This window comes from Micromonospora sp. SL4-19, from assembly GCF_047921475.1.
Lineage (GTDB): Bacteria > Actinomycetota > Actinomycetes > Mycobacteriales > Micromonosporaceae > Micromonospora.
The window spans coordinates 1-24812 of the sequence record NZ_JBLROB010000010.1; the positions used below are offsets into that span (position 1 = coordinate 1).

Annotated in this window: 21 protein-coding genes; 18 read left to right on the forward strand and 3 right to left on the reverse strand. The window is 72.6% G+C overall.

The genetic code is table 11. The annotated features are described in order from the left end of the window. Positions 1-14: 14 nt before the first annotated feature. Positions 15-491 (reverse strand): UDP-N-acetylglucosamine--LPS N-acetylglucosamine transferase, encoded by a 477-nt coding sequence (locus ACNAVT_RS15355; protein WP_416297047.1) that lies wholly within the window; start codon positions 489-491, stop codon positions 15-17. Positions 492-992: 501 nt separating this feature from the next. Here ACNAVT_RS15355 and ACNAVT_RS15360 point away from each other — a divergent pair. The 8 genes from ACNAVT_RS15360 to ACNAVT_RS15395 all read left to right on the forward strand — a co-directional run bounded on the left by ACNAVT_RS15360 (position 993) and on the right by ACNAVT_RS15395 (position 13409). Next, a complete protein-coding gene (locus ACNAVT_RS15360; protein ID WP_416296792.1) occupies positions 993-2783 on the forward strand; it encodes a Wzz/FepE/Etk N-terminal domain-containing protein in 1791 nt (596 codons plus the stop codon). Continuing rightward, positions 2780-3781 (forward strand): DUF3048 domain-containing protein, encoded by a 1002-nt coding sequence (locus tag ACNAVT_RS15365; protein ID WP_416296794.1) that lies wholly within the window; start codon positions 2780-2782, stop codon positions 3779-3781. Before ACNAVT_RS15360 ends, ACNAVT_RS15365 begins: the two co-directional genes overlap by 4 nt. 59 nt (positions 3782-3840) lie before the next feature. After that, positions 3841-5268 (forward strand): O-antigen ligase family protein, encoded by a 1428-nt coding sequence (locus tag ACNAVT_RS15370; RefSeq protein ID WP_416296797.1) that lies wholly within the window; start codon positions 3841-3843, stop codon positions 5266-5268. Next, positions 5268-6473, forward strand: a complete 1206-nt coding sequence (locus ACNAVT_RS15375) for a hypothetical protein (RefSeq protein WP_416296799.1) — start codon at positions 5268-5270, stop codon at positions 6471-6473. Before ACNAVT_RS15370 ends, ACNAVT_RS15375 begins: the two co-directional genes overlap by 1 nt. Positions 6474-6490: 17 nt before the next feature. Beyond that, positions 6491-7354, forward strand: a complete 864-nt coding sequence (locus tag ACNAVT_RS15380; RefSeq protein WP_416296800.1) for a sulfotransferase family protein — start codon at positions 6491-6493, stop codon at positions 7352-7354. After that, entirely contained in the window at positions 7351-8934 is a 1584-nt protein-coding gene (locus tag ACNAVT_RS15385; RefSeq protein ID WP_416296802.1) for a lipopolysaccharide biosynthesis protein, read from the forward strand. The genes ACNAVT_RS15380 and ACNAVT_RS15385 overlap by 4 nt, the downstream gene beginning before the upstream one ends. A 163-nt stretch (positions 8935-9097) precedes the next feature. Next, on the forward strand, positions 9098-10132 hold the full coding sequence (locus tag ACNAVT_RS15390) for a glycoside hydrolase family 26 protein (RefSeq protein ID WP_416296804.1): 1035 nt from the start codon (positions 9098-9100) through the stop codon (positions 10130-10132). 187 nt (positions 10133-10319) lie between these two features. Beyond that, the gene (locus tag ACNAVT_RS15395; RefSeq protein WP_416296807.1) at positions 10320-13409 is read left to right on the forward strand and encodes a malectin domain-containing carbohydrate-binding protein; all 3090 of its coding nucleotides are present in this window, start codon (positions 10320-10322) and stop codon (positions 13407-13409) included. A gap of 66 nt (positions 13410-13475) precedes the next feature. Here ACNAVT_RS15395 and ACNAVT_RS15400 read toward each other — a convergent pair whose 3' ends face one another. Then, a complete protein-coding gene (locus ACNAVT_RS15400) occupies positions 13476-13868 on the reverse strand; it encodes a cyclic nucleotide-binding/CBS domain-containing protein (protein ID WP_416296808.1) in 393 nt (130 codons plus the stop codon). 114 nt (positions 13869-13982) lie between these two features. On the opposite strand from ACNAVT_RS15400, the gene ACNAVT_RS15405 reads away from it, so the two are divergent. The 5 genes from ACNAVT_RS15405 (at position 13983) to ACNAVT_RS15425 (ending at position 17759) form a co-directional block, all read left to right on the forward strand. Then, positions 13983-14432, forward strand: a complete 450-nt coding sequence (locus ACNAVT_RS15405; RefSeq protein WP_416296810.1) for an NUDIX domain-containing protein — start codon at positions 13983-13985, stop codon at positions 14430-14432. Further along, entirely contained in the window at positions 14429-15190 is a 762-nt protein-coding gene (locus ACNAVT_RS15410) for a hypothetical protein (protein WP_416296812.1), read from the forward strand. The genes ACNAVT_RS15405 and ACNAVT_RS15410 overlap by 4 nt, the downstream gene beginning before the upstream one ends. Positions 15191-15272: 82 nt before the next feature. Next, a complete protein-coding gene (locus ACNAVT_RS15415) occupies positions 15273-16004 on the forward strand; it encodes a sugar phosphate nucleotidyltransferase (protein ID WP_416296815.1) in 732 nt (243 codons plus the stop codon). Further along, complete coding sequence (locus ACNAVT_RS15420) at positions 15992-17059, forward strand: iron-containing alcohol dehydrogenase family protein (RefSeq protein WP_416296817.1); 1068 nt, start codon at positions 15992-15994, stop codon at positions 17057-17059. Before ACNAVT_RS15415 ends, ACNAVT_RS15420 begins: the two co-directional genes overlap by 13 nt. Then, positions 17034-17759, forward strand: a complete 726-nt coding sequence (locus ACNAVT_RS15425; protein ID WP_416296819.1) for a CDP-alcohol phosphatidyltransferase family protein — start codon at positions 17034-17036, stop codon at positions 17757-17759. The genes ACNAVT_RS15420 and ACNAVT_RS15425 overlap by 26 nt, the downstream gene beginning before the upstream one ends. Before the next feature lie 169 nt (positions 17760-17928). Here the strand turns inward: ACNAVT_RS15425 and ACNAVT_RS15430 are convergent, their stop codons facing one another. Beyond that, the gene (locus ACNAVT_RS15430; protein WP_416296821.1) at positions 17929-19197 is read right to left on the reverse strand and encodes a glycosyltransferase; all 1269 of its coding nucleotides are present in this window, start codon (positions 19195-19197) and stop codon (positions 17929-17931) included. A gap of 24 nt (positions 19198-19221) precedes the next feature. Between ACNAVT_RS15430 and ACNAVT_RS15435 the strand changes: the two genes are divergently transcribed. The 5 genes from ACNAVT_RS15435 to ACNAVT_RS15455 all read left to right on the forward strand — a co-directional run bounded on the left by ACNAVT_RS15435 (position 19222) and on the right by ACNAVT_RS15455 (position 24754). After that, entirely contained in the window at positions 19222-20082 is an 861-nt protein-coding gene (locus ACNAVT_RS15435; protein ID WP_416296823.1) for an Fpg/Nei family DNA glycosylase, read from the forward strand. Between the two features lie 326 nt (positions 20083-20408). After that, positions 20409-21917: a sugar transferase gene (locus ACNAVT_RS15440; RefSeq protein ID WP_416296825.1), complete on the forward strand. Its 1509-nt coding sequence runs from the start codon at positions 20409-20411 to the stop codon at positions 21915-21917. A gap of 48 nt (positions 21918-21965) precedes the next feature. After that, positions 21966-23189, forward strand: a complete 1224-nt coding sequence (locus ACNAVT_RS15445) for a sensor histidine kinase (protein WP_416296827.1) — start codon at positions 21966-21968, stop codon at positions 23187-23189. Positions 23190-23262: 73 nt separating this feature from the next. Beyond that, positions 23263-24024, forward strand: a complete 762-nt coding sequence (locus tag ACNAVT_RS15450) for a LytR/AlgR family response regulator transcription factor (protein ID WP_416296829.1) — start codon at positions 23263-23265, stop codon at positions 24022-24024. 73 nt (positions 24025-24097) lie between these two features. Next, positions 24098-24754 carry a DUF5701 family protein gene (locus tag ACNAVT_RS15455; protein WP_416296831.1) on the forward strand — a complete coding sequence of 219 codons (657 nt, stop codon included), beginning with the start codon at positions 24098-24100 and terminating at the stop codon, positions 24752-24754. Positions 24755-24812: the final 58 nt, after the last annotated feature.

Below are 24812 nucleotides of genomic sequence, written 5' to 3' on the forward strand. Positions count from 1 at the left end.
CTCACTCCTCGCGCTCACAGGAGGTTCCCCACGACGGTCGCCTCCGGGTACATGCGGCGCTGCTCCTCCCACTGCACGAGCATCGCAGAGAGGAAGGGACGGCAGAGCCGGGCGGTCAGCGTCGCGCTGTCGATCCGGTCGTACACCTCGATGTAGACCGTCGGGATCCGGCGCAGTCGGGCCGCGACCACGAACGGCACGGCGACCCCGGCGCCGGTGGTGACCACCGCGGCCACCCGGCGGCGGCGCATCACCTTGAGCGCGAGGAAGGCGTTGCGGATCAGGTTCTTCATGTTGCGAGTGGTGGGGTGGTGGGCCCACACCACGTCCTCGCCGTCGAGCAAGGAACGGGCGTCGGGGGTGTCGAAGGTGACCCACGCCCGGCGGCGGCCCCGGTACCAGGGTTCCAAGGCCAGCAGTTGGGCGAGATGCCCGCCGCTGGAACCCACCAACAGGACCTGTCCCGAGCCCTCGGTTGACCCGCTCACCAGACGTTCCTCCCCATACGCCACGGCCACGCCCAAGTTTCGTGAATGACGTTCGGACGCGTCATGACAACCTATCGGCGCGGAGGTGGACAACTGAAGGGGCCCTTGGAACGATCTCGTCCCAGTGGTAAGGCCCGGTCCGGACATCCCACCACGGCAGCCTCCTTTCCCGGCGACCGGCCACCTCAGCCGACGCCGCAGTGGCACCGCACGGGCCGGGCCACCCGGCTCGGTCGGGCGTGTGTCAGGATTTCCGTCACCGCTCCGGACGAGGGGTCGACGGCGACGCCGACCTCCGGGGGCAGGTCGGGCCCGAAACCGGAACCCCGCCGATTGGCCAGCGAAGCCCGGCCATACCTACGCGGGCTGCCTACACCTGGGCAGGCTTACCGGAACGTGAGCAGACTTTCCCTCAACGTTCGGATCGGGGACAATCACGGTCACGGTCAGGTCCAGCTGCGCCGTGGACTGCCCGGCTCGGTCGAAAGGGAGCGACAGACTCTGATGCCCTCACCCCACCTGGCCGAGAGCGATTCCGACGGACTTGTCCTGACGGCCTACCTGGGCTGGCTGCGCCGCCGCTGGTGGATTCTGCTCCTCGCCGCCGTTCTCGGCGCGGGCGGCGGGCTGGCCGCGAGTCAGCTCCAGCACGCCCGATACACGTCAAGCACCTCGCTGCTGGTGCGCGCGCTGGGGACCGGCTCGGACAACAACGCCAACGCCAAGGTCAACCTTGACACCGAGGCGCAGGTGGTCCGCTCGCTCATCGTGGCGGAGCGCGCCAAGGACCTGATGAAGAGCGGCACCGCGGCCGACCAGCTCGTCAAGTCGGTGACCGTCACTGTGCCGCCGAACAGCCAGGTCCTTCAGGTGGCATACGAGGCGGACAGCCCCGCCGAGGCCCGGGACGGCTCCCACGCCTTCGCCCAGGCGTACCTGGACCTGCGCAAGGCCACCGCGCAGAAGGCGCTGGAGACGTCGACGACCGCGCTGAAGCAGCAGATCGCGGACGTCAACAAGCAGCTCAACGCGGTCGCCGGGCGAATCGCGGCGGCACCGAACAACTCCGTGGAGAAGGAACGGGCCGAGGCCGACCGGAGCGTGCTGACCAACCAGCTCGCGTCGCTGAACAACCGGCTCAGCCCGCTGCTCTCCACCGACACCGACCCCGGCGAGATCATCTCGGACGCCCGGCTGCCGGAGAGCCCCAGCTCGCCGAACCGCACCCTGAACCTGGCCAGCGGCATGGGCGTCGGCCTGCTCCTGGGCATCGTGCTGGCCCTGGTGCTGGACCGGCTCGACACCCGGGTGCGCCGCGGTCGGGACATCTCCGACCGGCTCGGCCTGCCACTGCTGGTGGAGCTGCCGGCGCAGGCCTCCTCGCTGGCGATGCTGCCGGCCACCCACCAGATCTCCCGTGAGCTGGGCCGGCTGCGCAACGTGCTGCTCTCCGCGGTGCCCCAGCCGCGGGAGGCCGGCCGGGGACGCCAGCTTCTGCTCTGCGACGCCTCGGCCGGTAACGCCGCCGGATTCGTCGCCACCAACCTGGCCGCCGCGTACGCCCGGACCGGCCAGCAGGTCGCGCTGCTGACCACCAAGCCGGACTCGGTGGTGAGCGCCATGACCGGAGTCGCCGAGGGACGGCACAGCCTCGCCTCGGTGCTCCGTCGGGACGTACCGGCGCTCAAGGCGCTGGCCCCGGTGCCCGGCCTCGGCCAGCTCCGGGTGCTGGTTCCCGGCGACCTGGACGCCGAGGTCGAGCTGCCGATCGGCGGCCTGCTGGAGATCCTCCACGAGCTGACCGCGCGCTTCGACCACGTGCTGATCGAGACCGCCCAGCCGACCGTCGCCGTGGAGGCCCAAGCGCTGGGCCGGCACGTCGACGCGGTGATCCTGGTGGCCCAGACCGGCCAGACCCACAGCGGCGAGATCAACACCGCGCGCCAGCAGTTCGAGCAGGTCAACGCCCCGGTGATCGGTGCGGTGCTGGCACCGCGCATGCCCGCCGCGGCCGGCGGGACGAGTCGTCCGGCCGCCCCGGTCAACCGGCCCAAGCCCCGACCGAGCCCCGGCCCGTCCGCCGAGTCGACGTTGGTGCTGCCCCGGATGAAGCCGTCCGACCCGGGTTCCGCCACCGGTTCGGCCAAGCCGGTGCCGCCGGGAAAGCCGACGGTCCCGGGCAAGCCGGTGCCGGTGAACGGCACCTCCGGCACGTACCGGTCGCGCGGTGACGGTACGGGCACCGACGGCCCGGGGCGCGGCTACGCGCTCGAGGCCGGCGAGGACCTGGGGTGAACCGCCGGCAGATGCTCCGCACCGCCCTCGCCCCGGCCCTCGTGGTCGCCCTCGCCACGGCGTGCAGCGAGCCGCAGGCCCCCGTCGACATCGACGTGGTCGACCCGGGCACGCCCGCGACGGCCGACCCGAGCCCGACCCCGAGCCTGCCGGCGGCGCCCCTGACCGGGCTGCCGGTGAGCGCCGCACCGGTGGCCGACCGGCAGGCGGTCGCCGTACCGCTGCGGGTCAGCCCGTCGACGGCCCCGGCCGGCCTGGACGCCGCCGACCTGGTATACGCCGAGTTCGCCGAGTCCGACACGCTGCACCTCACGGCGGTGTTCCACTCCCGGGACGCCGCCAAGGTCGGCCCGGTCACCGAGATCCGCCCGGTCGACATCCGATCGGTCGGCGTGCTCCGCCCCTTCGTCGGCTACGCCGGCGGCCCGAAGGGCTTCCGCTCCCAGTTCGACGAGTCCGGCCTGGCCGGGATCACCCCGGCCGACAACGGCGGCAAGGTCTTCGACTCGGGCTACACCTCCACGGCGGCGCTCTGGAAGGCGGCGCCCAAGGGGGCCCAGCCGCCGAGCGCCTTCCTCGACCACGCGAGTCCCGGCACGGCCCTGGCCGGCCGGGACATCGCCCCGGCCAAGGAGCTCGTCGTCACGGTCCCCGGTGGACCGCCGATGGTCTGGCGCTACGATCCGCAGAAGTCGGTCTGGGTGGCCCGGGTAGGCACCGTCGCGGTCACCGCGACCTCGGTGATGGTGCTGACGACGGAGTACCGGACCGTGACCGTACGCCACCCGTCGCCCCGATCGCTGCCGGCGGCGAAGGTCTTCGGCGAGGGTGCCGCGGTGGCCGTTTCCGGGCCGTCCAGCGCCAAGGGGAAGTGGCGCAAGCCCGGCCAGGAGATGGTCTGCAACGTGATCGACCTCGACGGGGAGCTGCTGCACCCCCTGCCCGGGAACACCTGGCTGATCTACGTGCCGCCCACCGCCAAGGTCACCGTCAGATGACTTCGGTCGCCCCGAACCACCCCGCCCGCGGCTCTGCCCCCGTCGTCGAGGTCCACCCCGTGGCATCGGTACCGGCGCCGGCGCCGATCCGGCCTCCGATCCGGCCGCCAAGCCTGTTGCCGCGGCTGTCCCGGACGTGGCCGCTGACCGCGCTGTTCGTGCTCTACCCGCTCTGGTGGGCGCTCGGGGTGTCGACCTTCATCTTCGTCATCATGGCGGTGCCGATGGCGGTGCAGCTGTATCGGCGCAGGCCGGTACGGGTGCCGCCCGGCTTCGGGATCTGGCTCGTGCTGCTGCTCTGGGTGCTGCTCTCCGCCCTGATGCTCGACCTCAGGGCGCCGAACACCCTCCCCCCGTCAGGTGCCGGCCGGTACGTCGGCTGGGCCACCTGGTTCGCCAACTACGTCGGCCTGACCGTCGTCATGCTCTACGTGCTCAACCTCGGCGAACGGGAGATGCCCCAGCGGCGGGCGGTCCGGCTCTTCGGGTTCATGGCGGTCGTCGTGGTGATCGGCGGCTACCTTGGCTGGCTCCTGCCCAACTTCAGCTTCGTCGCGCCGCTGCGATACCTGCTGCCGCACTCCATCGCCAGCGATCCCTACGTCGCGTCCCTGATGGACGTCCGGTTCGCCCAGGTCCAGCAGGTGCTGGTCGGCGAGGCCAGCTCACCGCGCCCCTCCGCCCCCTTCGAATACACCAACTCCTGGGGCGAGAACATCGCGATCCTGCTCATCTGGCTGCTGGTCGGCTGGGTGATTCTGGGCGGCCCGGTGCGGCGGGTGCTCGGTGTCGCCATCGCGGTGGCGGCGGTGTTCCCGATCGTGTACTCGCTCAACCGGGGCGTCTGGATCGGCCTGGGCATCGCCGCGGCCTACGTGGCGGTCCGGCTGGCGCTGCGGGGCCGGATGGTGGTGCTCGGCGGGCTGGCCCTCGCGATCGGAATGGTCGGCATCCTGATCATCGCCACCCCGCTCGGGCGGACCTTCGACGAGCGCCTGCAGAACGGGCACAGCGACGACATCCGGGCCACCCTCTCTCAGGGCGCGATCACGGCGGCCAACCACTCGCCGGTCCTCGGCTACGGGGGCAACCGGGCGCTGATCGGCAGCAATCGCTCGATCGCCATCGGCAAGTCCGACGACTGCAAGCAGTGCGGCAACCGGAAGCTGGGCAGCAACGGCCAACTCTGGGCGCTGCTGATCGGCCAGGGCTACGTGGGCGCGCTCTGCTACAACGGCTTCTTCCTCTACGGCCTCTGGCGCTACCGCCGCGACCACAGTGCGATCGGGATCGCCGGCAGCCTGGTCCTGATCCTGATGCTCTTCTTCCAATTCACCTATGGTGCGATGGAAGCCACCCTCGCCTACGGCCTGATCTCGGTCGCCCTGCTCGCCCGCAACGACCGGCTGCGCCGGGCCGTCGCGCCGGCGCCCCCGGGCACCGTGTCCGGGTTGCGGGCCCGACTGGAAGCAGCCGGTGAGCGCTGATGGTGTTCCGCGTACCCCCCGACGGCGACGGCCGCGCCGCGTACCTGGGTGAGCTGGCCGGGCTGATCTGGCCCGATCCGGCCGGACCGGCCCTGCGCAAGGGTGGCCGGGGCTGGGTGGTGGTGCCGTCGGCGTCCCGGCCGCGGCTGCTGGTGCCGACCGGCTCCGGCCGGGCCGCGGCGAGCGCCGTGCGGCACTCCACCGAGGCGGTCGGGCGGAAGGCGAAGCTGGTCCGGCAGGGGCTGGCCACCGCGTTCCGGCTCGGGCTGGGGCCGCTGGTGTTCCGCGACCGGCTGGTCGTGGCAGGTGCCGGGCTCGACGCGTACCTGGCCGAGGTGCTGGGCACGCCGGCCCTGGTCAGCATGCACATCGGGCCGGCCCGGGCGAACCGCAAGCCGGTGCTGCAACTGCTCGCCCCGGACGGGCGGGCGCTCGGGTACGCCAAGCTCGGCGTCGACCCGCTGACCCGCGCTCTGGTCGAGGCGGAGTCCGCGGCGCTGCGCCGGCTGGCCGACCTGCCGCTCGGCCCGGTCACCGTGGCCGGGGTACGCCACCACGGCGACTGGCACGGGCACGCGCTGCTGGTGCAGGAGGCGCTGCCGGTGCGGCTGCCCCGGGCCGCCTCGACAGCCGCCGAGGCGGCCGAGCGGGCGGCCATGGTGGCGGTCGCCGGCTGCCTGGGCGTACGCCGGGGGTCGTGGGCCGGGAGCGACCACGCGGCCCGGCTGGCCGACGCGGTGGACGCGCTCGGCGCCCGCCCCGAGGCCGAGCGGCTGCGGGCGGTGCTGAAGACCGTCGCGGACACCGACCCGACGGTGGCCTTCGGCGCCTGGCACGGCGACTGGAACGGTGGCAACAGCGCCGTGCTCGCCGACGGCCGGGTGCTGGTCTGGGACTGGGAACGGTTCGAGGCGGACGTGCCGGCCGGGTACGACGCGCTGCACCGGGCGGTGCAGACCGCTATCGGCCACGACGGGGTGGCCGCGACGGACGCCGCGCGGGCGCTGCTCGCCGGCGCGGACCGGACGCTGGCGCCGTTCGACCAGGACGGTCGGGACGTCGACCTGGTCGCCGTGCTCTACCTGGTGGAGCTGGCGGCGCGCTATCTGCGGGATCGGCAGGCGGAGGCGGGTGCGCGACTGGGACAGGTCGACACCTGGCTGCTGCCCGCCGTGGAGGAGCACCTGGCCCGGCGGGCCCGGTGAGAGTGAGGAGTGGGGACGTGACGGTGGCCAGGGAGCAGGCGCTCCGTGCGGTGAAGTCGGTGAGCCGGACGGTCGGTCGGTTGACCGCCGGGTCGCGGATGGTGCCCGGATTCCTGATCGTGGGGGCGCAGCGCTGCGGCACCACCTCGCTGTTCAAGACGCTCTCCCAGCACCCGGGGGTGCTGCCGCCGGCGTACCACAAGGGCGTGCACTACTTCGACATGGACTACCACCGCGGCATGAACTGGTACCTCGGGCACTTCCCCACCACGGCGAAGGCGGAGGCGGTCCGGGAGCAGCTCGGCGTACGCGGGATCACCGGCGAGTCGAGCCCTTACTACATGTTCCACCCGCTCGCCGGGCAGCGGATCGCCAGGGATCTGCCCTCGGTGAAGCTGCTGGTGCTGCTGCGCGATCCGGTGGAGCGGGCCTACTCGGCGCACTCGCACGAGCTGGCCCGGGGCTACGAGACCGAGTCGTCGTTCGAGCGTGCGCTGGCGCTGGAGGAGGAGCGGACCGCCGGTGAGCGGGACCGGATGACCGCCGACTCGACGTACGCCAGCCATCACCTCCAGCACAACGCGTACCTGGCCCGGGGGCGGTACGTCGAGCAGCTGGAGCGGCTGGAGGCGCTGGTCGGCCGGGAGCGGCTGCACGTCATCGACAGCGACGACTTCTTCGCCGACCCGCGCCCGGCCTTCGACGCGGTCTGCGACTTCCTCGGCCTGCCGCGCTGGGCGGAGATCTCTTTCGGCAAGCACAACTCACGCTCCCGGTCGCCGATGTCGGCCGAGCTGCGGGCCCGGCTGGAGGACCACTTCGCCCCGTACGACGAGCGGCTGGCCACCTGGTGGGGACGCGTGCCGTCGTGGCGGCGGTGACCCGGACGGAGGCCGGTGACGCCCCGGCGTCGACCGCGCCGACCGGCGGACCGGGTGCCGGCCTGGGCGGCGCGGCCCGGCAGGGCTTCGCGAACCTCGTCGGCGTCGGTCTCGCCGCGATCGCCGGCTTCGGGCTGAACATCGTCGTCGCCCGGGGCTGGTCGGTCCGCGAGGCCGGCATGTTCTTCGCGGCCACCAGCGCCTTCATGATCGGCGCGTCGGCGGCCCGGCTCGGCACCGACGTCGGGACCATCTACTTCGTCAGCCGCTACCGGACGCTGGGCCAGCGCGAGCGGATCCGGGGCACGATCCTGGTCGGGCTCCTGCCGGTGCTGGCCGTCGGGGTGCTGCTCACCCTGGTCGGCTGGCTGGCGGCCCCGGCGCTGGCCGAGCTGACCATGCCCGAGGCCGGACCGGGCGGGGTGACCGCGCTTCGGGTCCTGCTGGCGTTCGTGCCGCTGGCCGCGCTCAGCGACTACGCCCTCGCCGCCTGCCAGGGCTTCGGTCAGATGCGCCCACTGCTGACCGTGGAACGGCTCGGCCGCACCCTGGTGCAGTTCGTCGCGGTGGCCGTGGCGGCCTGGCTCGGTCTCTCCGCCACCACCGCGCTGCCGCTGGCCTGGGCCGTGCCGTATCTGCTCGCCGCCGCGGTCGCGCTGGCCTGGCTCGGCCGGCTGGTTCGCCGTGCCGGTCGGGACGTGACCCGGCCGACGCCGGCGGGCGAGCAGTTCGTGGGCTTCTGGCGGTTCACCGGCCCGCGCGCCCTGAGCAGCCTCGCCGCCATCGTCGTGCAGCGCCTGGACATCGTGCTGCTCAGCGCCTTGCGCGGGCCGGCCGACGCGGCCCTCTACACCGCCGCGACCCGCTTCCTCGCGCTCGGCCAGCTCTCCGGTACGGCACTGTCCAGCTCGGTGCAGCACCGGCTGGCCGCCGCCCTTGCTCGCGACGACCGGGCCGGGGCCGGCGAGCTCTACCAGGCCGCGACCAGCTGGTTGGTGCTGCTCTCCTGGCCGGTGTACCTGGTCTTCGCCGCCTTCGCCGGGCCGATGCTGGCGCTCTTCGGCGCCGGCTACGGCGTGGCCCGTCCGGTGGTGGTGCTGCTCGCGCTGACCATGCTGGTGGCGACCGGCTGCGGCATGGTCGACGTGGTGCTCAACATGGCCGGCCGGACGACCTGGACCTTCTACAACGCGATGGCCGCCACGGCGATCAACGTGCTGGCCAACGTCGCCCTCATTCCGGTGTACGGCATCGTCGGCGCCGCCCTGGCCTGGACCGCGGCCATCCTGGTGAACAACCTGGTGCCGCTGACGCAGCTCTGGTGGTCGCTGCAGCTGCACCCGTTCGGCCGCGGCACGCGGGTCGCGATGGCGCTGGCCACCGGCGCGTTCGGGCTGCCGCTGGGGCTGGCGAGCCTGCTCGGCGCGCCGGTGCCGGTGCTCGCCGGTGTGTCGGCGGTCGGCGTGGCGGCCTACGCGGCGGGTGCCTGGCACTGGCGGACCACGTTGAACCTCGACGCGCTGCGTGCCCTGCGCGGTCGCCGGAACGGTTCGGGTCCGGCGCCGATCGCACAGTCGTGACCTGTCCGCCGGGCACCGCCTGACCTCCGCCGGATGGGTAGAGTGCACGAGGTCGTCCGCCGGTCCAGGTGCGGCGCCCTGTTGACGTGGGGCCGGGCCGCTGGCCGTGGGCGGGTAACCGTCCTGGGGAGAGGTTGCGGTGACTCGAGGATCACGACGGACGATGGCGGCTCTGCTCGCCCTGGCCTGCCTGGTGCCGGTGGCGGCCTGCGAGTCGGCGCCGACCCGGCGCCCGTACCAGACGCCGACTCTGCCACCGCCCACGGTGGAGCCACGGACGGCCCCGGTGCGCACCACCGGGCGGGGGCCCGTGCTGCCCAGGAAGGGCGCCTGGCTCGGCGCGTGGGTCAAACCGGAGTTCCACAACCCCACCGGGCGGGCGAGCGCGCTCGACGAGTTCAACCAGGCGGCCGGCGGCAAGCTCGCACTCGCCCACATGTTCAACACCTGGAACAAGCCCTTCCCGGGCCCGACCGAGCGGGCGTTCCAGGCCATGGGGAAGCTGCAGATGATCTCCTGGGCCGGCACCGACACCCGCTCGACGGTCAGCGGCGCCTACGACTCGCTGATCCGTCAGCGCGCCGAGGACGTCAAGGCGTTCGGGGTGCCGGTGCTGCTGCGCTACCGATGGGAGATGGATCGGCCCAACCTGGCCGCCAGCGTCCATTCACCCGAGGACTACATCGCCGCCTGGAAGCACATCCGGGCCATCTTCAGCGAGGTCGGTGCCACCAACGCGGCCTGGGTCTGGTGCCCGCACGCGGACGGCTTCGCCGACCCGAAGCGGAATGCGGCGGCCTACTACCCGGGCGACGACCAGGTGGACTGGCTCTGCGCCGACGTCTACCCGGGTCCGGAATGGGTGAGCTTCAGCGACCGCATGGACCACTTCATGGCCTTCGCCCGGGAGCATCCCCGGCCCGTGGTGATCGGCGAGTTCGGGCTGACGGAAGAGGGCCGGCCCGGCCAGCGGGCCGACTGGCTACGCGAGGTCCGGCCGTACCTGAAGAGGCACCCGCAGATCAAGGCAGCCCTCTACTTCGCGGGGAAGGAGACGAAGCCGTTGTACGACAGCACCTTCGACAACGATCCGGAGAGCGCCACGGTGTTCCGGGAGATGGCGACGGACCCCTACTTCGCTCAGACGCCGCCCGACCTGACCGCCCGGTCCGAGACGCCGTCCGCGCCGGCCCGGTGATCGTTCCTCATCTTTTCGTGTGAGCCGAGCCGTTTTCATGGTCAAAAACCCGGCCCCGGGTGGACGGGCACGGGCCGGATGAGAGAAGGTATTGCTCTCACGTCTGCGGTCGGCTGGACGTACGCCCCACCTCGCGTCGCATTCCGGCCATGACCGCAGCGCCTCCGACCTTTCTCCGGAGTTGCCTGTGGCTTCCTCGTTCCTGAGACACCGCTCGGTGTCCGCGCTCGGCGCTGCCTCCCTCGGCATCGCCGTCCTCTTCACCCCCACCCTCGGGCTCGCCGCCCCCGCGCTCGCCGCTCCCGCGCCGGGCCACACCACGATGGTCGGCGAGGTGCCGTCCGACAAGACGCCGAACATCAACGACGGCAACGTGGTGGCCATCTACGACGCGGGCACCAAGGTCATCGTGGGCGGTTCGTTCACCAAGGCCCAGGACCGTGGCTCGCAGACCACGGAGGTCACCCGGAACTACGTGCTTGCCTTCGACAAGGCGACCGGGAAGATCGACAACTCGTTCGTCCCGGAGCTGGACGGCGAAGTGAACGCGGTGATCGCCGGGCCGACCGAGGGCACGGTCTACCTGGCCGGCAAGTTCAACACCGTCGGCACCGAGAAGTTCCGCAAGCTGGTTCTGCTCAACGTCGCGGACGGCACGCCGGTCGCCGGCTTCAAGAGCCCCGCGTTCGACGGCCTGGTCAAGGACATCGCGCTCGTCGGTGACCGGCTCCTGGTGGGTGGCATCTTCGCCACCGTCAACGGGACGACGGCCCGCACCGGGTTGGCCTCGCTGAACCCCACCACCGGCGCGGTGGACGACTACCTCACCGTGTCGCTCACCGAGCACCACAACTGGACCCCCACCAACGGCGGCGCCTCCGCCGGGGTCGGTGCCGAGAAGCTGGCCGTCTCGCCGGACGGCAAGCACCTGGTGGTCATCGGCAACTTCAAGAAGGCCGACGGGGTGCTGCACGACCAGATCGTCCGGATCGACCTGGGCGACACCTCGGCCACGATCGCCAACTGGAACACCGACCGCTACTCGGCGGCCTGCAAGTACACCGCGTTCGACTCGTACATGCGGGACGTGGCGTTCTCCCCGGACGGCAAGTACTTCATGGTGGTGACCACCGGCGCGCCGTACCCGGGAACGCTCTGTGACTCGGCGGCCCGCTGGAACACCTCGACCAGCGGCGACGGCCAGCAGCCCGCCTGGGTCAGCTACAGCGGCGGCGACACGTTCCTGTCGGTCGGCGTCAGCGAGGAGGCCATCTACGTCGGCGGCCACTTCCGCTGGGCCAACAACCCGATGGGCCGCGACAACGCGGCGGCGGGTGCGGTCCCCCGGGCCAGCATCGCGGCCCTCGACCCGGTGACCGGCCTGCCCTTGTCCTGGAACCCGGGCCGCCACCCGCGCGGCTACGGCGTCACCGAGATGCTGGTGACCCCGCAGGGCCTCTGGATGGGCAGCGACCAGGAGTACATCGGCAACTACGAGTACAAGCGGGGCCGGCTCGCGTTCTTCCCGCTCACCGGTGGCAACGCCCCGCACTCGACCGCCACCAAGGGCCTGCCGGGCAACGTCTACCAGGCCGGCCGCGCGGCGAAGACCGAGGTCCTCTACCGGGTCAACGCCGGCGGTCCGGCGCTCACCGCGACCGATGGCGGCCCCGACTGGGCCGGCGACAGCGCCACCGCGCCCAGCCCGCTGCACAACTCCGGCAGCAGCGTCCTGACCTACAGCACCAACGCGACGTTCGACTCGACCGTGCCGGTGACGACACCGGTGGCGCTGTTCAACAGCGAGCGCTGGGACCAGGCGACCGACCCGGACATGCAGTGGGACTTCCCCGTCGCGGCCGGCACCCGCGTCGACGTGCGGCTCTACCTGGCCAACCGGTACGGCGGCACCGCCGCCGTCGGCAAGCGGAAGTTCAACGTCAGCATCGACGGCGTGCTGAAGCTGAACAACTTCGACCCGGTCGCGGCCGCCGGCGGCACCGACCGCGGCACCATGCGGTCCTTCTCCGTGGTCAGCGACGGCGTGATCGACATCGACTTCGGTCGCGTGCTGGAGAACCCGCTCGTCCAGGGCATCGAGGTGGTCCAGACCGCGCCGACGCCCACCCCGTCCGATGTGCTCTACCGGGTCAACGCCGGCGGCGAGGAGCTGCCCGCGGCCAGCGGGCCGAACTGGGCCACCGACAGCGAGGCGGCGCCGAGCCAGTACCACAACTCCGGCAGCAACGTCCTGGCGTACGGCACCAACGCGACGCTCGACCCGACCGTGCCGGCCGGCACGCCGGTCGCGCTGTTCAACAGCGAGCGCTGGGACCTGGCCACCGCCCCGGACATGCAGTGGGACTTCCCGGTCCCGGCCGGCACCCCGATCCAGGTCCGGCTCTACCTGGCCAACCGGTACAACGGCACCGCCACAGTCGGCAAGCGGAAGTTCAACGTCAGCATCGACGGCGTGCTGAAGCTGAGCAACTTCGACCCGATCGCCGCCATCGGCGCCACCAACCGGGGCACGATGCGGGCCTTCGCCGTCACCAGCGACGGCAACGTCGACATCGACTTCGGCCGCGTGCTGGAGAACCCGCTGGTCCAGGGCATCGAGATCGTCAAGATCCCGCCGGTGCCGGCGGAGACCACGATGGACAACGTGACCAAGCGGTCGTACGACGGGGCGACCACGGTGGGCTCGGCGACCAGCGTCGCGAACGGCGACAACACCCGGTGGTCGGCGGCCAACGGCGCGTTCTGGGTCGGCGGTGACCTGTTCTACGGAATGGCCGGCGAGTTCTACCGCCGCTCGTTCGACGGCAGCACCTTCGGCACTCCGGCCAAGGTGGACCCGTACCACGACGCCAAGTGGGACAAGGTCGTGACGGGCTCCGCCCCCACGGGCCAGACGTACGTCGGCGTGACGACCAACTTCTACGCGGAGCTGCCGAACGTGACCGGCATGTTCTACACCGGCGGCCGCCTCTACTACACGCTCTCGGGCCAGAGCACCCTGTTCTGGCGCTGGTTCACGCCGGACACCGGCACCGTCGGGGCGGAGCGGACGACCGTTACCGGCACGACGGCGTTCGCCGACGCGGGTGGCCTCTTCCTGGACGGCGACAACCTCTACGTCGTGTCCCGGAGCAGCGGCGACCTCTCCTCGCTGGCGTGGTCGGGCGGCACGCCGACCGGCTCCGCCACCGTGCGCAGCGGTCCGGGCGTCGACAACGTGGACTGGCGGGGGACCGCCGTCTTCGTCGGACCGTGACCTGAGGCACCGTACGACGATGGCCCGGCCGGTAACGGCCGGGCCATCGCCCGTTCCAGGCCCGGTTCAGACCCGGGTCGTGGCGTGCTCCCGCGCCCAGACCCGCATCAGGTCACGTACCGAGATCACCCCGGCAACCTCCCCGCCGTCGAGCACCACCAGGTGCCGGAAGCCGCCGCGGGCCATGGCCGCCGCCGCCTCCTGCACCGTCCAGCCCGGGCCGGCGTAGACGACGTCCCAGGTCAGGTGGGCCGCCGTCCGCTCGACATCGGGATCGAGCCCGGCACCGATCGCGTTGAGCACATCCCGTTCGGTCATGATCCCGACCCCTTCGGAGTCCGGGTCGATCACGACCGCCGACCCGACACCGCGGGTCGACATCATCCGGGCCGCCTGGCGGAGCGTGTGCTCCGGGCCGACCACGAGTACGTCACTGGACATCGCTTCCCGAACCTGCATCACGCATCACCCCTGTGGGACGGTGGCCTCGGTACGGACATGGTGGGCCACCGATGCGGCTCGGGACAAGACCGGGCATCGCCACAGGCGGCCCGGGCTCGCTACTGTCGTGACGTGCCCACCGAGCCCCTCCGCTGCGCCGGCGCGCTGATCGTGGACGACGACGGCCGCATCTTCATCCAGCGCCGATCCCCCGAGCGACGCCTCTTCCCGAACTGCTGGGACATCGTCGGAGGCCACCTCGAACCGGGTGAGGAGGTGGCGGAGGCGCTGCGCCGCGAGGTCACCGAGGAGACCGGCTGGAGCGTCTCACACGTGCTCGGTCTGGTCGGTGAATACCGCTACACCGCCGACGACGGGCTGGCCCGGGTGGAGACCGACTTCCTGGTCCGGGTGGACGGTGACCTGAGCCGCCCCCGGCTGGAGGAGGGCAAGCACACCGAGTTCCGCTGGCTGGCGGAGCACGACGTCGCCCTGCTCGACGAGCACCGCGACGTCAACGACGGGCTGATCCGGCGAATCGCCGAGGACGCCTTCGCCGCCCTCCGTTCGATCGGTCTGTGAGCGACGGCGTCGAGCTGCCGCCCCACCGGTTCGCCGGGCTGATCGCCCCGGCGATCGACCGGGTCTTCGTCGCCGGCATGCTCGCCGGCCGCGACGGTGGCGGCGCGGAGCTGAGTTCACGGTACGGCGGCCCGGCCGCCACCGGCTTCCTGGTGGAGCTCCGGACCCGGCTCGCCACGCCCGGCGGGACGGTGAGCGGCCCGGGCTTCGCCGCGGTGACCCGCTACCGGGACCCGGCCACCTGCCAGCGCACCCTGGACAAGCAGGTCGCGTACGGGATGCTCCAGCGCGTACCCGACGGCGGCCTCTGCGCCACCGAGCGCGGGCTCGCCTTCCTGGCCGAGCTCTGGCAGTTGCACGCCGAGGTGACCGAGGAGCTCTGGGCCGGACACGACGACCGGGTGGGCCGCCTGGTGCCGACGCTCGGCCGGCTGCTGGCGTACGCCCTGGTGCTGGCCGAGTCCGACGAGCCCGGCGCCTTCGCCGCGATGGCCCCGCCGCACGAGCCGGCGGGCGCCCCGGCCGCGGTGCTGCTGCTCAACCGACTGAGCGCGCTGCGCTACCACCGGGCGGACGCGCACGCGGCCGCGTGGGCCGCGGCAGGGCACACCGCGACGAGCATCGCCGGCCTGCCGCCGGGGCCGGAACGGCTGGCGATCGAGCAGGAGACCGACCGCCGGGCCGCCGGGCCGTACGCGGTGCTGACCGCCGAGGAACGGCTGGTGATGCTGGCGGACCTGTCCGCCCTGCCGGGCTGAGTCCCGGTTGGCGGCAGCGGTCCGAGCGCTCGGCGCTATCCTCCACCGGGTGAACCGGAGTCGAGATGAGGATGGTGCCGGAATGATCGGGATGGTGCTCGCCGCCGGTGCGGGGCGCCGGCTGCGCCCGTACACCGACACCCTGCCCAAGGCCCTGGTGCCGGTGGACGGGGAGACCACCATCCTCGACATCGCGCTGCGCAACCTCGCCGAGGTGGGGCTGACCGAGGTCGTGATCGTGGTCGGCTACGCCGCGGACGCGGTCCGGCAGCGCCAGGCGGCCCTGGACGAGAAGTACGGCGTCACGATCACTCTGGTGCACAACGACAAGGCCGAGGAGTGGAACAACGCGTACTCGCTCTGGCTGGCCCGGGAGTACTTCTCCCGGGGCGTGCTGCTGGTCAACGGCGACACCGTGCACCCGGTGAGCGTGGAGAAGACGCTGCTGGCCGAGCGCGGCCCGGCCATCCTGCTGGCCGTCGACACCCTCAAGCCGCTGGCCGAGGAGGAGATGAAGACCACCTTCGACGCGGCCGGCCAGCTCACCCGGATCACCAAGCTGATGGACCCGGGCGAGGCGTACGGGGAGTACATCGGCGCGACCCTGATCGAGCCGCAGGTGGCCGACGCGCTCGCCGACGCGCTGGAGACGACCTGGCGGCGCGACCCGAACCTCTACTACGAGGACGGCTACCAGGAGTTCGCCGAGCGGGGCGGCGAGGTGCGGGCGGCGCCGATCGGTGACGTCTCCTGGGTCGAGGTCGACAACCACGCCGACCTGGCCCGGGCCCGGGAGATCGCGTGCCGCTACTAGCCCGGACGATCCTCACCCCGCTGCACATCGACGTACGGCGCGGTGCGGTGGCCGACCTCGCCGCGATCCTCGTCGACGGGCGGATCTCCGCCGGAGGCGACGTGGCGGTGGTGGTCGGCCCGGGCCAGGGTGCGCAGATCGCCGAGCTGATCCGCCCGTCGCTACGTTCGGCGGACGTGTTCACCGTGGCCGGGGCCACCCTCGACGCCGCCGACGATCTCGGCGCAAAGCTGCGCAACCGGTCGTACGACGCGGTGGTCGGCATCGGCGGCGGCAAGACCATCGACGTGGCGAAGTACGCCGCCACCCGGCGTGGCCTGCCCATGGTCACCGTGGCGACCGGCCTGGCCAACGACGGCATCGCCTCCCCGGTGGCCAGCCTGATCACCGACGGGATCAAGGGTTCCTACGGGGTACACATCCCGATCGCGGTGATCGTGGACCTGGACTTCGTGGAGGCCGGACCGGAACGGCACAACCGTGCCGGCATCGGCGACGTGGTCAGCAACATCAGCGCGCTGGCCGACTGGGAGCTGGCCCGGCAGGTCCGCGGCGAGCCGGTCGACGGGCTGGCCGCCTCGCTCGCCCGGATGGGCGCCGAGGCGGTGCTGGCCCACCAGGGGGACATGAGCGACGACGCTTTCGTCACCGTGCTGGCCGAGGCGCTGATCTCCACCGGCCTGGCGATGGCGGCCTGCGGCACCAGCCGTCCGGCCAGCGGCGGCTGCCACGAGATCATGCACGCCATCGACTCGCTCTACCCGGGTACCGCCTCCCACGGGGAGTTGGCCGGGTTGGGGGCGCTCTTCTGCACCTTCCTCCGGGGCGACCAGCGGCGTTTCGCCGAGATGTCGGCCTGCCTGGCGCGGCACGGCCTGCCCCGGCTCCCCGCCGACGTCGGGCTGACCGACGACCGGTTCGTCGAGGCGGTGCAGTTCGCGCCGGCCACCCGGCCGGACCGCTACACCATCCTCGAACACCTCGCGATGTCGCCTACCGAGACGCGGGAACGGCTGGCAGACTACGCCGATGCACTCCGCGACCACCTTGGCTGAGCCGTCCCGCCCCACCGTCGCCGACTTCCACCGGGTCAACCGGGGCGGCGGGCTGTTCAGCGAGTCGATCAGCCAGTGGATCGGGGCGGTCTTCGCGCTGGTCGCCCAGCGGCTCGGGCTGCGCCCCACCGCGCTGACCATCGCCAACCTGGTGCTCGGCCTGGCCGCTTCGGTCACCGTGGTCGCGCTCGCCGGCAGGGTGGCCGCCGGGGACGTCCCGGCCTGGGCGGTCGGGCTGGTCGCCCTGGTCGGCTGGCAGGTCGCGTACGCGCTGGACTGCGCGGACGGGCAGCTCGCCCGGGTCACCGGGCAGGGCACCGCGGCTGGTGCCCGGGTCGACGTGCTCTGCGACGTGGCCGCCCAGATCGCGCTGGTCACCGCCCTCGGGGCGGCCGCCGTGGCGCAGCGCCCCGCGACGCCCACCTGGCTGGTGGCGGTCTTCGCCGGCACCTGGATGGTCAACCTGGTCACCTCGGTGATGCAGGCCGGCCCGAACGCGGCCAGCATGGTCACCTCGACCTCGCTCCCCGTACGCCTGGTGAAGCTGGTCCGCGACTACGGCGCGGTGATCTTCCTGGCCGGCCTGGTGTTGACCTTCGCCCCGGCGCTGACCGTCTGGGTGGTCGTCGCCTTCACGATCGTCAACGGCGGCTTCCTGCTCGCCAGCATCGCCTTCTCCGCCCGCGCCTCGCTCCGCTGACCCGCTCCGCGCCCCCGCGCCCCCGCGCCCCCGCGCCCAAGATCGCGCTCAATCCTGGAAGTAGTGGCATCCCTCTCGCGCCGAGGGCCCTGTTTCCCGGATCGAGCGCGATCTTCACCGGCCCGACGGAGGGCGGGAGCGGGTCAGGCGGCTGGGCCGAGCCGGCGAGTCAGCGGGCTGCAGGGGCCCGGGCGACGTCGGCGTAAATGTCGATCAGGCGTTTGGTGACCACGTCGGGGTGAAAGATGCGCTCGTAGCGGGCGCGGGCCGCCGGGGCGAGCGCCGCCGCGCCGGCCCGGGCCACCGGCAGGGCGGCAGCCAGTGCGGCCGGCTCCGGGGCGACCACCCAGCCCGCCTCGCCCGGCTCGATGCCGTCGGGCAGCGCCGGACCCGCCGACCCGCTGGGCGCTGACGCCACCTCGGCCGGCCCGGTCCCCGCGGGCTCCCGGGGCGCGTCCGCGCCGACCAGGTACGGGATGCCGCCGAGGGCGGTGCCCAGCACCGGCCGGCCGCTGGCCAGCGCCTCGATGATCACGGTCGGCAGCACGTCGTGCCAGGTGGAGGTCGCCAGCACCACGGCGCTGCCGGCCAGGGCGGCGCGCACCCCGGCCCGGTCGAGCGGGCCGAGGAAGGTGACGTCGGCGCGCTCGGCGGCGGCCGCCTCGACCAGTGGGCGCAGCTCCCCGTCGCCGGCGATCCGCAGCGGGCCGAGCGCGCCGTCCGGGTGCCGCCGCCAGGCTTCGAGCAGCAGGTCCAGCCCCTTCTCGGGGGAGAGTCGGCCGAGGAAGAGGAAGCCCTCGCCGAGCGGCGCCGGCGTGCCCGGGTCGGGGATGGCGTTGGGCTTGACCACGATCCGCTCGTCCGGGATGCCGTAGTCGCGGAGGTGGTCGGCGACCGCGCTGGTGAGCGCGATGAACCGGTCCACCGACCGCCAGGTCGGGCGATGCACGGCGAGGGTGGTCGCCATCAGCGCGCTCTGCGCCCGGGAGCCCCGGTAGCAGCGGTGCACGATCGCCGGCACGCCCAGCGCGCGGCCCCGGCAGTCCTGGCAGATCACGCCGTCGCGGAAGTAGAGCCCGGAGGAGCAGACCTGCCGGTAGTTGTGCACCGTCTGCACCACCGGCACGCCGCGCCGGTGCGCCGTCCGCACCACCCACGGCGACAGCAGAGGGTACGGGTTGTGCAGGTGCAGCACGTCGGGGCGGTGCTCGACGAGCAGGCGGTCCAGGTCCTGCTGGGCCTTCGGCGCCCAGATCGGCGAGATCGGCAGCAGCGCCTTGGCCGGCTTCGACATCGCGGGGATCTCGTCGGAGCTGCGCAGGAACGGCAGCACCTCCACCCCGGCCGCGGTGAGCTGGGCGATCTCCGCGTCGACGATGGTGTTCTCGCCGGAGGGCTGGGCTTCCCGGTACCGGTTGTGTGCCACCACGATTCTCACGGGAAAGAAGGCTACCGTTGTACCGTGCCCGAACTACCGGAGGTGGAAGCGCTCGCCGGCTACCTGCGCGAGCGGGCGGTGGGCCGGCGCGTCGAGCGGGTCGAGGTCGCCGCGATCAGCGCCCTGAAGACGTACGACCCGCCGCCGAGCGCGGTGTCGGGCCGGGCGGTGGTCGGCGCGGGCCGGCACGGCAAGTTCCTGGACGTCCGGTTCGACGGCGGCCTGCATCTGGTGGTCCACCTGGCCCGGGCGGGCTGGCTGCACTACCGGGAGGCGTTCCCGTCGGCCGCCCCGCTGCGTCCCGGCAAGGGCCCGATCGCCCTCCGGGTACGCCTCGACGACGGCTCCGGCTTCGACCTGACCGAGGCCGGCACGCAGAAGAAGCTCGCCGCGTACCTGGTGACCGACCCGGCGCTGGTGCCCGGGGTGGCGAAGCTCGGCCCGGACGCGCTCGACGCCGACCTGGCCACCTTCGCCGGGCGGATGCGCAGCCGGCGGGGACAGGTCAAGGGGGTGCTGACCGACCAGGCGGTGCTGGCCGGGGTCGGTAACGCCTACTCGGACGAGATCCTGCACGCGGCGAAGCTGTCCCCGTTCGCGATCACCGACCGGCTCACCGACGACCAGCTCGCCGTGCTGCACGCGGCCACCCGGACGGTGCTCGGCGACGCGGTCCGCCGCTCGATGGGGCAGCGGGCCGCCGAGCTGAAGGCGGAGAAACGCTCCGGCCTCAAGGTGCACGCCCGGACCGGGCTGCCGTGTCCGGTCTGTGGCGACGCCGTGCGGGAGGTCTCGTTCGCCGACTCCAGCCTCCAGTACTGCCCCACCTGCCAGACCGGCGGCAAGCCCCTCGCTGACCGACGGTTGTCCAGGCTCGTACGGTGAGTAATCACACTCGGCGATTACGGAGAGGAATGGACCTCGGATCGCCGAAGGTCACGCTCCGCACCTCTACCGGGGGCGTCATCCATCGGTATAGTGGCTCGGTCCCCGGCTTCACAACCGACACGGAGCCGGCCAGATCCCCGCGAGACCAACGGACGGGTTCCTCCCCTGGGCGGCCTGTCGCGAACGTTCCCGCGTGGGAGACTGGGACGGTGGGCGACCCGGGCCCTCACGGCGAGTGAGGGCGCGCGTCATGCGGGAGGACATGGGTTGAGGTGACGACAAGCCTCCAGCGCCCGGTAACCAACACAGGCCGGAGCAAGAGCGTGCGGCACGTCGACAGCTTCGAGATCCAGCCGCCGACTCCGCCGTCGCACAACGGCGTACCCCGGTCGGCGTGGGCCCGCGCCCGCCGCCGGGTGTCCCGCTGGCACCGCCCCTACATCGCGATCCTGCTCCTGCTCGACTTCGGGGCCGCGGCTCTGGCCAGCTTCCTGGCCATCCAGATCTTCGAGCAGGCCTCCTCCGGCTTCAGGCACGCGCCCCAGTCGTGGTTCTACACGGTCGCGTTCGTGCTGCTGCCGCTCGGCTGGTTGATCATCCTGTGGGGCAACCGGGCCTACGACCGGCGCTATCTCGGCCTCGGCCCGGACGAGTTCAAGCGGGTGATCCGGGCCGGCGTGGCGGTCGCCGCCACCGTCTCCTTCATCGCCTTCGCGACGAAGACCTACTCGCTCTCCCGGTGGACGGTCGGCTTCGCGCTGCTCGGGGCGATGCTGCTGATCCTGCTCGGCCGGATGGTGGCCCGGTTCCTGCTGCGCGTGGTCCGGCAGCGGGCCGGGCACGCCGGTCACCGGATGGTGCTCGTCGGCACGCTGCCGGAGTGCCTGGAGGTCTACACCGCGGTCACCCGTAACCCCGGCGTCGGCCTGGTGCCGGTCGCCATCCACCTGACCGACGGCTACGCCGCCGCCCGCGGCATCGAGACCCCGGTGCCGGTCTACGCCGGCCGGGACGTGCTCGCCCTGGTCCGTGAGGTGGGCGGGGACACGATCGCGGTCTGCGGCTCGGCCAGCGCCGAGCCGGGCGAACTACGCCGGCTGGCCTGGCAGCTCGAGGGCTCCGGCGTCGACCTGGTGGTCGCCCCCCAGCTCACCGACATCGCCGGCCCCCGGGTGCACATCCGCCCCATCGAGGGCCTGCCGCTGCTGCACGTCGAGGAGCCGACCCTGTCGGGTCCGGCGCTGCTGGTCAAGAACCTGATGGACCGGGTCGCCGCCGGGCTGGGCCTGCTCCTGCTGATCCCGCTCTTCGTCGCGATCGCGGTCGCCATCCGGATCTCCGACCCCGGGCCGGTCTTCTTCCGACAGCCTCGGGTCGGCCACGAGGGGCGGACCTTCCGGGTCTGGAAGTTCCGCACCATGTACGTCGACGCCGAGGAGCGGCTGGCCAGCCTGGTCGACCAGAACGAGACCGACGGCATGCTGTTCAAGATGAAGCAGGACCCGCGGGTCTTCCCGGTGGGCCGGTTCCTGCGCGCCTCCTCGCTGGACGAGCTGCCCCAGCTGATCAACGTGCTCTGGGGGGAGATGTCGCTGGTCGGGCCGCGCCCGCTGCCCGCCGACGACGGCGACTTCCTCGGCGACGTCCGCCGCCGGCTGCTGGTCCGGCCGGGCATCACCGGGCTGTGGCAGGTCTCCGGCCGCTCCGACCTCTCCTGGGACGAGGCGGTGCGGCTCGACCTCTACTACGTCGACAACTGGTCGTTGGCGTACGACCTGAGCATCCTGTGGCGGACCGTCGGGGTGGTGCTGGCCCGCAAGGGCGCGTACTGACCCCTCGGGGGCTGGCGAAACCGCGGTTGCCCCGCCAGGATCTGGGCCGTGGGTGGCAACCTGTCCGCTTTCTTCGGCGTCGTCTCGCTCGGCACCGCGCTCGCCGCGGCACTCTGGGCGGTGTTGCGGCTGCGCGCCCGGCGGGGCATCGCCACGGCCACCCAGCGGGCCACCTACGAGGTGCTGCACACCGCCGGGCTGGCCGCCGAGCCGCTGCGGGCCGGGCTGAACCCGGCAGGCGCGGCGAAGGCCGTACGCCATCTGCGGGCCCTGGTCGGCGCGGCCGGCCTGGCCCTGACCGACCGGGAGGCCCTGCTCGCCCTCGACGGCCGAGGCGCGCACCACGGCAACCAGCTGCTCGCGGCGGCCCGGCGGGCGGTCGGCACCGGCCGGTCGACGGTGCTGCGCGAGTCGGAGCTGCGCTGCGACCTGGTGGACTGCCCGGTGCGGGGCGCGGTGGTGGCGCCGCTGAGCGCGGACGGCCGGGTGGTCGGGGCGCTGGTGGCGGTCGCCGACGAGCAGCCCGCCCCGGGGCTGGTGCAGGCGACGCTGGAGACCGCGCACTGGGCCGGCGACCAGCTCGCCCTCGCCGAGCTGGACTCGTCCCGGGAGCGCCTGGCCCGGGCCGAGGTACGCGCCCTGCGCGCCCAGATCAGCCCGCACTTCATCTACAACGCGCTGACCGCGATCGGCTCGTTCGTCCGGACCGACCCGGAGCGGGCCCGGGAGCTGATCCTGGAGTTCGCCGAGTTCACCCGCTACTCGTTCCGGGCGCACGGCGAGTTCACCACGCTCGCCGAGGAGCTGCGGTCGATCGACCGGTATCTGACCATCGAGCGGGCCCGGTTCGGCGAGCGACTCCAGGTCCGGCTGCAGATCGCCCCGGAGGTGCTGCCGGTGACCCTGCCGTTCCTCTGCCTCCAGCCGCTCGTGGAGAACGCGGTCCGGCACGGGTTGTCGCGCAAGCCGGGCACCGGCATGGTGAGCATCGAGGCCCGGGACGCGGGCGCCGAGTGCCACATCACGGTGGAGGACGACGGAGTGGGGATGGATCCGACGACGCTGGCCGCCGGGATCGCCGAGCTGGCGGGCGCCGGCAGCGACCCGACCGACGACCCGGGGCAGCACGTCGGCCTCTCGAACGTCGACGAGCGGCTCCGGTCGGTCTTCGGGGACCGGTTCGGCCTGGTCGTCGAGACCGGCCTGGGCTCCGGTACGAAGGTGAGCATGCGGGTGCCGAAGTTTCACCCCGGCGTGCGGGTCCACTCGTGAGCGAGCGCAGCGAGCGAACCGACCGCATCGGCTTCGTGAGTGAGCGCAGCGAGCGAACGACGGGGGCAGCGCTGTGAACGCATCGGGTTTCCTCAGGGTGCTGGCGGTGGACGACGAGCCACCGGCGTTGGACGAGCTGGCGTATCACCTGCGGGCCGACCCCCGGGTGGCCCGGCTGCACACGGCGGGCGACGCGACCGAGGCGCTGCGGGTGCTCCGCGACGGCGACGTGGACGTGGTCTTCCTGGACATCCGGATGCCCGGGCTGGACGGCATGGAGCTGGCCCGGGTGCTGCGGCGGTTCGCCCGGCCGCCGGCGATCGTCTTCGTCACCGCGTACGACGACGGCGCGGTGGACGCCTTCGACCTGGGCGCGACGGACTACGTACGCAAGCCGGTGCGGGCCGAGCGGCTGGCCGAGTCGCTGCGGCGGGTGATCAGCTCCCGGGTGGTGCCCTCGCATCCGGCGGCGCTGGCCCGGGCAGAGGAGGACCCGACGATCCCGATCGAGCTTGCCGGCACGACCCGGATGCTGCCCCGCTCGGCGGTGCGGTGGGTCGAGGCACAGGGGGACTACGCCCGGCTGCACGCCGCGGACGGATCGCACCTGGTCCGGGTCTCGCTGGCCACCCTGGCCGAGCGGTGGGCGGACGCGGGTTTCGTGCGAATCCACCGGTCGTACCTGGTGCAGCTCAAGCTGATCGCCGAGCTGCGGCTGGTCAACTCCGGCTATGTGGTGGTGATCGACGGTACGGAGCTGCCGGTCAGCCGCCGGCACACCCGTGAGCTGAAGGACAAGCTGGTCCGGGCGGCGAAACAGGACTGGAACCGCTGAATCGCCCTCGTCCGGTCGCGTCGCGACTTCGGCGTACGCTGTACGGTACGGCTTACGACAACGGGAGGTCGCCGTGATCACATTCGACCCCGTATCCGAGTTCGACCGTCAGGTCGACGGGCTGGTCCGCCTGGGCTACCCGGCCCTCGCCGGGCGCTCCGAGGAGGACTTCCGCGATCTGGTCGCCCCGCTGCGGGACCGGGCCGCGGCGGGCGCGGACGGACTGGCCGCACCAACCGAGGCCCGTGTGCCGTTCCTGCTGGTGGTCACCCGTGATCTGGTGTCGGTGCCGGAGCGGCTGGCACTCACCACGCTCGCCGGCAAGCGCAAGCCTGGCTTCCTGGACCGGAACTTTCCCCTCGACGACCTGCCGAAGTTCGACCCGATCAAGGAGCTGGAGGTGCCGGCCGGGCCGGCGTACCTGCTCTTCGACGTGGACCGGGGCGAGGAGTTCCGCAACCTGCCGCCGGCTGCGGCCATGGAGGGGATGACCGCGCAGGGCCGGCTCCCGCTCACCATCGACGAGGGGATCGCGTTCATCACCCACTTCCCGGCCGCGCTGGCGAGCAACCGGTGCTTCTCCCTGGTCGGCTCCCGCTGCGGCGACAAGCGGGTGCCGGCGCTCTGGATCAGCCAGGGCGCGCCGAAGCTCGGCTGGTGCTGGTACGGCAACCCGCACACCTGGCTCGGATCCGCCACCGCCCACCCCGTCCGGGTGGGGCTGGAGTGACCGTCGCCGGGCCGGCCGGGGTCGAGCCCCGGCCGGCCCGGCCTGAACGCTCCTGCCC